We start from the raw sequence: 10,534 nt of genomic DNA on the forward strand, positions 1-10,534 counted from the left end.
GTGTTGCGGCTCACCTTGAGGCGTTCGGCGAGGATGCGCTCGGTCGGCAGTTTTTCACCCGGGCCCAGAGCCTCCTGCCGCACGAACCCCGCCAACGCCTTCAGCACCGCGTCATCGCGGGCCGTCGTCTGGATCGGGGGCAAAAGATCGGTCAAGCCGGCTGCGCCTAAAGTGGTTCAATGGTCCAACCAATTTCTGCACAGACCGAAAGATGAGTCAACGGTCGAAATTACGCCGGGCCGACGACGCGGATTTCGCCATTCGGCCCTGAGGTATTAGGCGCGGATCCGCGCAGACGCGGCAGCCGCGCGCTCCCGGCGCCAACGAGCGAACATCTCCTCGCGGACCAGCCTCGAACCCGAAAGCCGCGCTTTCGCCTCCGCCAGGACAGCCGGTGAGGCCTCGGCCGGCGTGCCGGAGCGGAAGGGTGGTACCGGCGCGTATTCGAGCGAGAGCTGCACGATCTCGGCTTCGGCTTGGCCAAGCAACCTTGCGACCAGTGCCAGGCCGAAATCGATGCCTGAGGTGACGCCGCCGGCGGTGATCAGCTTGCCGTCCTCGACGACCCGCGCATCGACCGGGATCGCGCCGAATTCTTCCAGGAAATCATGCGCATACCAGTGCGTGGTGGCGCGTTTGCCCCTGAGCAGCCCGGCTGCGCCAAGCACCAGGGCGCCGCTGCATACCGAGGTGATGTAGCGCGCCTCAGCCGCGCGCTCCCAGACGAAATCCAGAACCGCCTTGTCCTCGAGCAGCGCGTTGACGCCGCCGCCACCTGGAATGCACAGCACGTCGAGCGGCGGACAATCGTCGAAGGTAGCCGTCGGCGTAAGCGAAAGACGCGTCGAGGACGTCACCGGATTGCGATCCTTCCAGATCAGTTCCACCTCGGCGCCCTTGACGGTCGCCATGACCTCATAAGGCCCGGTGAGGTCGAGTTGCTGGACGTTGGGGAAGACGATAATGCCGAAACGAAGGCTCATGGAAATCTCCACAGTTTGACTTGGGGCAGGTTGACTTCGGGCAATCTACGGCATCATGCTTTGGCCCGATCGCCAATCATCCCTCGTTTCAGGCCAAAGCCATGCGCCGCATCGAAATCCTCGCCTATCCCGACATCCAGCTCCTCGATGTCAGCGGATCGCTTCAGGTTTTCGCCAGCGCCAACGACTTCAGGACGCAGGCCGGCGAAGCGCCGGCCTATGACGTCGTCGTCGTCGCCGCTTCGTCGCGGATCAGGACATCGTCCGGTCTGGTGGTTGAGGCAGCGGCGTTGCCGGCGCACGGAACCACGATCGACACGGTGATCGTGCCCGGCGGCTGGGGCGTCAACGCGGCCTGCGAGGATGCCGAGCTGGTGCAGTGGATCATCGGCCGCTCGCGCGATGCGACGCGAACCGCCTCAGTTTGCAGCGGCGCCCTGCTGCTGGCTGAGGCCGGCCTGCTCGACGGCCGGCGTGCGGTGACCCATTGGGGCCGCTGCGCGGAGTTCGCACGACGCTTTCCGGCGGTTCGGCTCGATCCCGATCCGATCTTCATTCGCGACGGCAATGTCTGGACCTCAGCCGGCGTGACGGCCGGCATAGACCTCGCACTGTCCTTCGTCGAGGCCGACCTTGGCCGGCGCATGGCGCTGGCGGTGGCGCGCGAGCTGGTCGTCTTCCTCAAGCGTTCCGGCGGCCAGGCGCAGTTCAGCCAGACCTTAAAGCTGCAGCAAGGCGACGGGCGCTTCGACCGGCTGCATGGCTGGATCCTCGACAATCTCAGCGCCGATCTCTCGCTGGAGCAATTGGCCGACCGCGCCAATATGAGCCGGCGCAGTTTCTCGCGCCGCTATCAGGAGGCGACCGGCCGCACACCCGCCCGCGCCGTCGAGGAGATCCGGATCGAAGCGGCGCGGCGGATGCTGGAGCGGGGACAAACGGTCGGCCAGACGGCGCGGCGTTGCGGCTTCGGCTCGGAAGAAACGATGCGGCGCGGCTTCCTACGTGTCCTTGGCACCAACCCGCGCGACTACCGCGAGCGCTTCTGATCGCGACCGCTCGCGCCATGAAGCCGGGCTGAGCGAGGTAACGCGCCGGAACTCGCGGTTGAAGTTCGATTTGGTCTGGAAGCCGGATTCGAGCATCGCCGCAGTCACCGACATCTCGGTTTCGCTGAGCAGCCTGCAAGCTTCAGCAATGCGGAAGTCATTGATGAACTGCGAGACGTTCTTGCCGGCCAACCGATTGACCGCGCCCGATATCTGGCGGGCGGGCACGCCGGCGCGGCGGGCCAGCCGCGACAAGGTGAGATTTTCATCGCGCGCCAGTTTCTGGTCGGCCAGGAGGGTGCGTATCCTGTCGAGAACCTCACGATCCTGCGCCGCTGTCGATGGTGTTTCGAGTTCCTCGGCGGCATCGGATTGAGGCTGCGCGCGCGCAGCGGCGATGGCAGTCAGCCCGATGAGAAAAAGGCCAAGAAAGTTCGCATTGCTGACGATGAAGGCCGCGTTCTCGCCTCTGCTCCATTCAAAATCCATCAATATGGCGAGATCGAAGAAGGCAGAGACACAAAGCGCCAGGGCGGCGATGACGAGCGCGCGGTGCGCGGCGACCGCGCCGTCGAGCCGCGCCTCGTCCAGCGCATCGGGACCGGCGCGGCCCAGATCGAGCACGGCCAAGGCATAACCGACGAAGATCACGATCATGGCGGCGTCGATCAGCGCCGGCGCGAACAGCACCAGGGCAAGCATCAGGACAGGCGGCGCGGCATGAAGCCAGCGAACGCTGTCAGCGTCGGCGGCGCTGCGGTGGATCAGGCTGCGAAAGCCGGCAAAGACGATGGGCGGCAGGCCGCTGGCAACCACCGGCAGCACGTAGCGCAGCGCTGTCATGCCATAGCCCCAGCGCAGACCGAGAAGCGCCGACTGCAGGATGCAAAGGCCGATCAGGGCGAGGAACGGCCGGCTCGGCTGCTCGGCATGCAGCATCCGGACAAGCAGGACGAACAAAAGCAGGGCGACGACGAAGGGAAGCGGAACGAAAATCACGGGGCAGTCTCAAAAAGCAATCGGGTGCATTGATAGTGGCCCGGATCGCGATTGAGAACGACCTCGATCGCGATCGAGGACGCAACTTCGGGATGTCATCAGCAGATCATCGCCGGTCTCTCCAACCGAGCGAGGTCCTCATGACATTCTCCCGCATCCTGTCCGCAGCGATGCTCACAGTCGCTTTCACCGCTACAAGCCACGCCGCCGAGGTCGGCATGCGCGAAATCTCCGTCGCGGCACCGCAACGCGGCCGCAATCTCCAGGTCTTTGTCTGGTATCCGGCCGAGGCCAGCGGCGAAGCCATCCTGCTTGGCGACAACAGGGCCTTCAAGGGCGTGCCGGCCTTCAAGAATGCGCCACCGCTCAAGGGGCGTTTTCCCCTGGTCGTGCTGTCGCATGGGTCGGGCGGGCGCGTGCAAGGCATGGCCTGGCTGGCGGCGGAACTCGCCAAAGCGGGCTTCATCGTGGCCGGGCCCAATCATCCCGGCACAACCAGCGGCGACTCAACCCCAGCCGACACGCCGAAATTGTGGGAGCGCACGCGGGACCTCTCGGCCGTGATCGACGCGATGACGACCGACCCGACATGGGGCAACGCCGTCGACGGCGACAGGATCGGCGTGCTCGGCTTCTCGCTCGGCGGCGCTGCGGCGATGGAGATTGCCGGCGCCCGCGCCAGCCTCGACGCCTATGCCCATTATTGCGACGAGTACAGGAAATGGGACTGCGCCTGGTATGCGGGCGGCATCGGCTACCGTGACGACGCGGTCGTGCATGTCGATAAGCTCCACCTCAGGACGATCGACAAGGCGCGCTTCGAGCAGTCAAACCTCGACCGCCGCGTCAAAGCGGCCGTGCTGGTCGATCCCGGTCTTGCGCCGGCCTATGACACCGCCAGCCTGAAGGCGATCGCGATCCCGATGGATTTCATCAATCTCGGCGGCGCCGACACGATTCCGCTGGGCGTCGTTGCCGACAAACTGGCTGCGATCGCGCCGCGCGGCACATATGCCTCCGTCAAAGGCGCCATCCATTTCAGCTTCTTGCAGGAATGCAAGCCGGGCGGCGCCGAGCTGCTGAGGGAAACGGGCGAGGTCGATCCGATCTGCGCCGACGGCGGCAGCCGCTCGCGCGCCGACCTACATGCCGAGCTGGTCGGTCTGATCCGGGGCGACCTGGAGCGCAGCCTGCAGGGTCCTATGTGACCTCGGCCTGTCGCGTAAAAGACTTCCACGGCCATTCGGCGCGATGGCCTAAAGCGCGTCGCGCTGAACCGGATTCAGGCGACGCGCTTTAAGTCTTTGTTTTGATGCATGTCGTTGTCCCAGAACCGCTCACACTTCTGGGCGACATGCATTATAGCGCCGCCGGCAGCGGCCCAATCGCTGCGATGCCGGCTTCGGTCAGCGCGTAGATGCCACGCTCGGCGCGGGCGAACCAGCCATAGTAATTGTGCTGCAGGATGCTCGCGGCCCGTGGCGAGAGCGTCTTCAGGTCGCGCGGCCGTTTCGGGCCGTCGACCATGGCGGCGGCGCAGGCGAGCGCCTCCTGCCGGTAGGCGGTCATGATCGGCTTCTTGCGCGTGCTGCCGCCGATGGATGGATCGCCCTTGCGGCGATGATGCTCCTCGACCAAGCGCGAGCGCCGCCGTGGATCGCGTCGCGGCGGCAGGGCGGCGGGACTGAGGATCAACTCCACCTCGCCCCTGGCGCTGACGCCAAGCAGGCCGAAGCCGAGGCGACGACAAAGCGCGCGGAAGCGCCGGTCGTGCTCCCGGCCCTTGCCGCGCGCCGACATCAAAGCGGCGAGCCACACCTCGTCACAGGCCGCCGCGCGGTCGACGGCTTGCAGGACGAGCTCGAGGTTGAATTGCAGCTTGAGCTCGCAGATGACGACGACCGGCGGCTCGCCGGCGCGCACGCCGACCATGTCGCAGCCGCCAACCTCGCCCTTGACGGCGAAATCCATGCTCTCGAGGAACCGCTTCACCGGCTCGTAGAGGGAGGTTTCCTGCATGAGAGAGGCATAACCGATTCGCGGCTGGTCGGCCCAGCGGCCCATTGCGGTCACGGCCACCGATGTCAGGCGCGGTGCAGGTAATCCTCGATCGACTGCGCCTTCATCTCGATCGAGAAACCGGGCGCCTGGGGCGGCATATAGGCGGCGTCGCGGATGACGCAGGGTTCGATGAAATGCTCGTGCAGGTGGTCGACATATTCGATCACCCGCCCATCCTTAGTACCTGACACGGCGACGTAGTCGATCATCGACAGATGCTGGACATATTCGCACAAGCCGACGCCGCCGGCATGCGGCCAGACCGGCAGGCCGAACTTGGCGGCGATCAGCAGCACCGCCAGCACTTCGTTCAGCCCGCCCATGCGACAGGAATCGATCTGCACCACGTCCATTGCGCCGCCGGCGATGAACTGCTTGAACATGATGCGGTTCTGGCACATCTCGCCGGTCGCGACCTTGATCGGCGCCACGGCCTTGCGGATCTTGGCGTGGCCGGCGACATCGTCGGGACTGGTCGGCTCCTCGATGAAGAAGGGCTTGGCGAAGGCGAGGTCCTTCAGCCAGTCGATCGCCTGGTCGACCTCCCAGACCTGGTTGGCGTCGATCATCAAATAACGGTCCGGACCGATGACCTCGCGGGCGATCCTGAGACGGCGGATGTCGTCGGCGCGGTCACGGCCGACCTTCAGCTTGATGTGGTTGAAGCCATCGTCGACCGCTTCCTGGCAGAGGCGCCTGAGCTTGTCGTCGGGATAGCCGAGCCAGCCGGCCGAGGTGGTGTAGCAGGCATAGCCTTCGCGCTCGAGCGCGGCGATGCGCCCGGGCTTGCCGGCCTCCGCCTTCTTCAGGATTGCCAGCGCTTCAGCGGGCGTGATGGCGTCGGTGAGATAGCGGAAGTCGATGATCCTGACGATCTCTTCCGGGCTCATCTCGGCGACCAGGCGCCAGACCGGCTTGCCGGCTTCCTTGGCCCAGAGATCCCACACCGCGTTGACCACCGCGCCGACTGCGAGATGCATGGCGCCCTTGTCCGGCCCGATCCAGCGCAACTGGCTGTCGCCGGTCACGTGATGCCAGAAGCGGCCGGGGTCCTCTTTCACCCAGTCGAGATCGAGACCGACGACGAGATGGCGCAGCGCCTCGATCGCCGCGCAGCAGATCTCGTTGCCACGGCCGATGGTGAAGGTGAGGCCATGGCCCTTCAGCGACGGGACGTCGGTGTCGAGGATGACATAGGCGGCCGAGTAGTCCGGATCCGGGTTCATCGCGTCGGAGCCGTCGAGGCTTTGCGATGTCGGGAAGCGGAGGTCGAAGGTTCTGAGGTCCGTGATTTTCGTCATTGCTGCCTCGTGCTGGCCCGCCTCGTCATTCGATCGCCGGAGCGGCCTCAGATCGACCAGCCGCCGTCGATGTTGTACGCCTGCCCGGTCGTGTAGGTCGCGCCGGCCAGATAGACGGCGAGATCGGCGATCTCTTCCGGCGTGCCGATCCTGCCCATCGGCTGGCGGGCGATGAAGGCCGCGCGCGCCGCCTCATAGTCGCCTTGCGCCTGCATGCGGCCCTGAAGCGAAGGGCTCTCGACCGTGCCCGGACAAATGGCATTGCAGCGTATACCCTTAGCGACATAGTCGGCGGCAATTGATTTTGTCAGGCCGATGACGGCCGCCTTGGTCACGCCGTAAGCAAAACGGTTCGGCACCCCTTTCGGGGCGCCGGCGACGGACGCCATGTTGATGATCGCGCCGTCGCCGCGCTCCAGCATGCCGGGCAGCACGGCACGGATGGTGCGGATCATGGCGCGCACATTGAGGTTGAAGGCGAAATCGAGATCCTCGTCCTTCATCTCCAGGATCGAGCCGGCATGGACGAAGCCGGCGCAGTTGAACAAGACGTCGACGCGGCCGATCTCGGCGAAGGCGGCCTTCACCGCCTCGTCGTTCAGCACATCGAGTTTTCGAGTCGTGATGCCGGGCGTCCTGGCGAGCTCGGCCAGGGCCGTCTCGTTGATGTCGGTGGCGTGGACGATGGCGCCCGCTTTGCCGAAGGCCAGCGCGCTTGCCCGCCCAATGCCCTGCGCGGCCGCCGTAACGACCACGACCTTGCCTGTGATGTCAGCCATTCTTTATCTCCGTCCTTCAGCCGGGCCGTCGCTCGACGATGTAGATGTGGTCCGCGGCCAGCACGACCTCGTCGCGCTGGTTCAAAACCTCGACGCGTTCGATGACGCGTCCGGCATTCGGCCGTTTCGGGTCATCTTCCTTGGCCGCGATGGTGGTGCGCGTGCGGATCGTGTCGCCGATGAAGACCGGCTTGATGAAACGCAGCCGGTCGTAACCATAGGAGAAGGCAACCGGATTGATGACGCTCGCCGTCAGGCCGACGCCGACCGAGAAGACCAGCGTGCCATGCGCGATGCGCTGGCCGAAGGACGTCATCTTCATGAACTCGGCATCCATGTGATGCGGGAAGAAATCGCCGGTGTGGCCGGCATGGACGATGAAATCGGTCTCGGTGATGGTGCGGCCGCTGGTGAGGCGCGACGAACCGATCTCGTAATCCTCGAAATAGGTGGTCTGTTCCATGTCCGGCCTTATGGCTTCGCGGCCAGCGGCGTCGCCGGCGCGGCGCTCGATTTATAGGCGGCCTCGACCAGCGCCATGGTGTGCCAGGCGTCCTCGACAGAACTCACCAGCTCAGCATCTTCGCCGGAGGCGAAGCGCTGGACATTGGCCATGCGGCCGACAAAGGCATCGGGAAACCATTCGCCGGCGAGCGACACAGTGACCCACTCCGACCCGCCTTTCGGATGGATTTCCAGAATGTCCGGCTCGCCGCGCGGGTAATCGAGATTGAGGCCGAGCTTGACATAGGCCGCGCCCTCGGTGCCGCAGATGCGAAACTCGCAGGCCTGGTGGCGGCGGCCGAATTTGTGGTCGTGGTTGATCGAGAGCGCGCAGCGCACCGTGTCGCCGTAGTCGAGGATGGCGCTGGTGCGGGTCTGCGCGACCTTGTGGTTGGGATGGCCGAGCGTCTTGGCGTGCACGCCCAGCGGGTCGCCGAGAAGCTGGCGGATCAGGTCGAGATAATGGATCGAATGCATGGCGATCTCGACGCGTGGCGCCTTGAGCAGGAACTCCCAAAGCTGCCACGGCGTATCGAGCGCGAGCAGCGCATCGAAATCGACGACCTCGCCCAGCCAGCCCTTGGCGATGGCGTCCTTCAGCGCCAGCATCATCGGCGCGAAGCGAAGCTGGAAGTTGACCGCGGCCTTCAGTCGCTTGGCGCGGCAGATTTCAAGGATTTCCGTCGCCTCGCCGAGATAATTGCCCATCGGCTTCTGGATCAGCGCGACGGCGCCATCCGGCAGCGCTTTCAGCACATCGGCGTGGCGGCCGGGCGGGGTGGCGAGGTCGAAGATCGCGTCCTTCACCGCCGCTGCTTCCTCGACCGAACGGAACGCCGTCACGCCCCATGTCTCGGCGAGCTTCTGCGCCTTCGCCTGGTCCGGATCGTAGAGGCCGGAAATCGGGAAGCCGCCCTTGCGATAGGCCGGAAAATGCGCGTCGCCGACGATCGAACCGGCGCCGAAGGTGACGATCTGGCGCGGCTTCGACGGCTTCGGCCAGGACTGGGCCAGCGATGCCGGATCGAAGGCCTCAGTCATGATGGAAGACCTCGTCCATCGACGCCCACCACTCGCCTTCCTTTCGGGTTTCGAGCGGCTCCTGGCAGGGCATGCAGACCGACCACCATTCCTGCGTCTTCGGGTCGGCCGCCATCTTGGCCATGTCGGCGGCGTAGTCGGTGCCGTGATATTCGAAATAGGAGAACAGCAGGTTCTCAGGCCGCTTCAGGTAGATCGAATAGTTCTTGATGTTGCAGGCCGAGATCATGGTCAGCACGTCCGGCCAGACGGCGGCGTGAAGGCGGACATATTCCTCGACCTTCTCGGATTTCAATCCAAGCACCATGCCCATGCGCTGCATATCCGCCTCCCTATTTCACGATCGCCGTGGTGAATTCGGCGATGCTTCTTGCCTTGACCGCGTCCCAGTCCCAGTCGATGCCGATGCCCGGCTCGCTGGGCGCCAGCGCATGGCCATCCTCGATGCGCATCTTGGCGCCCGTCAACTCATCGAGCTGCGGAATATACTCGACATATTTGCCGTTCTGGATGGCGCAGACCAGGCTGACATGCAATTCCATCAGGAAATGCGGGCAGACCGGCATGTCGAAGGCCTCCGCGGCATGGGCAACTTTCAGCCAGGGCGTGATGCCGCCGATGCGGCCGACATCGACCTGAATGATGTTGGCGCCGCCTTTCTGCATATACTCGCGAAAATGCCTGATCGAATAGAGCGACTCGCCGACCGCGATCGGCGTCGCCGTCGACTTGGACAGCCGCACATGGCCGTCTATGTCGTCGGCCGGCAGCGGCTCCTCGATCCAGGCGAGGTCGAGATCGCGCAGCCGCCCGGCGCGGCGGATCGCCTCGTCGACGGAAAAGCCCTGGTTGCAGTCGGTCATGATCTCATAGCCGTCGCCGACGGCCTTGCGCACGGCCGACAGCCGCGAAAAATCCTCCGAGCCATGCGGCTTGCCGATCTTGACCTTCGAGCCGGTGAAGCCCTTGGCCTTCGCTTCCAGCGCATCGTCGACCAAAGCCTGCGTCTCGATATGCAGCCAGCCGCCTTCTGTCGTGTAGAGCGGACAGCGGTCCTTGGCGCCGCCGGCGAGCTTCCAGAGCGGCAGGTTCTGTTTTCTCGCCCGCAGATCCCACAGCGCCGTGTCGATCGCGGCGAGCGCGATCGCGGTGATGGCGCCGATGGTGGTGGCGTGGGTGGCGAATTCGAGATCGTGCCAGATCGCCTCGATCTGGTCGGCGTCGCGGCCGATCAGGCGCGGCGCGAGATGGTCGGCGAGAAGCCGCATCACCGACGAGCCGCCGGTGCCGATCGTGTAGCTGTAGCCGGTGCCCGTCGCGCCGTCGGAATCGGTGATGGTTACGATCGGCGTTTCCTGGCTGACGAAACTCTGGATGGCGTCCGTGCGCTTGACCTTCGGCACGAGGTCGACCATGCGCAGTTCGATCTTCTCGATTTTCGCCATGTCAGTTCCTCAGCGACTTGCCGGTTTCGGCGGAGAACAGATGCGCGCGGCTCAGATCGAAGCTCATGCCGATCCTGTCGCCAGCTTTCAGCGGCCTGGGATTGAGCATGCGCGAGACCCAGTCGGCGCCGTTGAACTCGGCGAAGACCAAAGTTTCATTGCCGAGCGGCTCGGTGATGCTGACCGGCAGCTCGACGCGGTGGACTTCGGTTTCGCCGCCCGAGCTCAGGCCGTGGCCGGTCGGGTAGAAATCATCCGGGCGGATGCCGAACACGACCTTGTCGCCGGCCGCCGTCTTCGACTTGAACTGGCCAAGCAGCGGCAGGCTGTCGCCGCGGCTGAAAACCAATCTGCCGTCGCTGACGGTCGCCT

14 protein-coding genes are annotated in these 10,534 nt (G+C 65.0%); 3 read left to right on the top strand and 11 right to left on the bottom strand.

Translation table 11 applies throughout. The annotated features are described in order from the left end of the window. Together EOA27_RS43120 and EOA27_RS08315 are read right to left on the bottom strand one after the other, a co-directional pair. Window positions 1–155, bottom strand: a 155-nt coding sequence (locus EOA27_RS43120) for a GntR family transcriptional regulator (protein ID WP_127255899.1), incomplete at its 3' end; no start/stop codon positions are given. 120 nt (window positions 156–275) lie between these two features. After that, window positions 276–983 (bottom strand): DJ-1/PfpI family protein, encoded by a 708-nt coding sequence (locus EOA27_RS08315; RefSeq protein ID WP_127255901.1) that lies wholly within the window; start codon window positions 981–983, stop codon window positions 276–278. Between the two features lie 101 nt (window positions 984–1,084). On the opposite strand from EOA27_RS08315, the gene EOA27_RS08320 reads away from it, so the two are divergent. Further along, window positions 1,085–2,032: a helix-turn-helix domain-containing protein gene (locus EOA27_RS08320; protein ID WP_127255903.1), complete on the top strand. Its 948-nt coding sequence runs from the start codon at window positions 1,085–1,087 to the stop codon at window positions 2,030–2,032. Here the strand turns inward: EOA27_RS08320 and EOA27_RS08325 are convergent. Beyond that, window positions 1,985–2,722, bottom strand: coding sequence for an AraC family transcriptional regulator (locus EOA27_RS08325; RefSeq protein ID WP_245491052.1), 738 nt, complete (start codon window positions 2,720–2,722; stop codon window positions 1,985–1,987). The genes EOA27_RS08320 and EOA27_RS08325 overlap by 48 nt on opposite strands. 30 nt (window positions 2,723–2,752) lie before the next feature. On the opposite strand from EOA27_RS08325, the gene EOA27_RS42020 reads away from it, so the two are divergent. After that, on the top strand, window positions 2,753–3,064 hold the full coding sequence (locus EOA27_RS42020; RefSeq protein ID WP_245491053.1) for a hypothetical protein: 312 nt from the start codon (window positions 2,753–2,755) through the stop codon (window positions 3,062–3,064). A gap of 107 nt (window positions 3,065–3,171) precedes the next feature. Next, complete coding sequence (locus tag EOA27_RS08330; RefSeq protein ID WP_127255907.1) at window positions 3,172–4,239, top strand: alpha/beta hydrolase; 1,068 nt, start codon at window positions 3,172–3,174, stop codon at window positions 4,237–4,239. A 151-nt stretch (window positions 4,240–4,390) separates the two neighbouring features. Here EOA27_RS08330 and EOA27_RS08340 read toward each other — a convergent pair whose 3' ends face one another. From EOA27_RS08340 to EOA27_RS08375, 8 genes are all read right to left on the bottom strand, one after another. Then, window positions 4,391–5,050 (bottom strand): DUF2161 family putative PD-(D/E)XK-type phosphodiesterase, encoded by a 660-nt coding sequence (locus EOA27_RS08340; protein ID WP_127255909.1) that lies wholly within the window; start codon window positions 5,048–5,050, stop codon window positions 4,391–4,393. A 65-nt stretch (window positions 5,051–5,115) separates the two neighbouring features. Further along, on the bottom strand, window positions 5,116–6,393 hold the full coding sequence (locus tag EOA27_RS08345; protein WP_127255912.1) for an L-fuconate dehydratase: 1,278 nt from the start codon (window positions 6,391–6,393) through the stop codon (window positions 5,116–5,118). A 47-nt stretch (window positions 6,394–6,440) separates the two neighbouring features. Further along, window positions 6,441–7,172, bottom strand: coding sequence for an SDR family oxidoreductase (locus EOA27_RS08350; RefSeq protein WP_126079832.1), 732 nt, complete (start codon window positions 7,170–7,172; stop codon window positions 6,441–6,443). A gap of 16 nt (window positions 7,173–7,188) precedes the next feature. After that, window positions 7,189–7,635 carry a MaoC/PaaZ C-terminal domain-containing protein gene (locus EOA27_RS08355; RefSeq protein WP_127255914.1) on the bottom strand — a complete coding sequence of 149 codons (447 nt, stop codon included), beginning with the start codon at window positions 7,633–7,635 and terminating at the stop codon, window positions 7,189–7,191. Between the two features lie 8 nt (window positions 7,636–7,643). Beyond that, entirely contained in the window at window positions 7,644–8,717 is a 1,074-nt protein-coding gene (locus EOA27_RS08360) for a Gfo/Idh/MocA family oxidoreductase (protein WP_127255916.1), read from the bottom strand. Beyond that, window positions 8,710–9,039, bottom strand: a complete 330-nt coding sequence (locus EOA27_RS08365; RefSeq protein WP_042645142.1) for an L-rhamnose mutarotase — start codon at window positions 9,037–9,039, stop codon at window positions 8,710–8,712. The genes EOA27_RS08360 and EOA27_RS08365 overlap by 8 nt, the downstream gene beginning before the upstream one ends. A 10-nt stretch (window positions 9,040–9,049) precedes the next feature. Next, entirely contained in the window at window positions 9,050–10,162 is a 1,113-nt protein-coding gene (locus EOA27_RS08370) for a mandelate racemase/muconate lactonizing enzyme family protein (protein WP_127255918.1), read from the bottom strand. A gap of 1 nt (window position 10,163) precedes the next feature. Further along, a partial coding sequence (locus EOA27_RS08375) for a TOBE domain-containing protein (RefSeq protein ID WP_127255920.1) occupies window positions 10,164–10,534 on the bottom strand: 371 nt, incomplete at its 5' end.

Origin of the sequence: Mesorhizobium sp. M2A.F.Ca.ET.037.01.1.1 (assembly GCF_003998075.1) — a bacterium.
GTDB lineage: Bacteria > Pseudomonadota > Alphaproteobacteria > Rhizobiales > Rhizobiaceae > Mesorhizobium.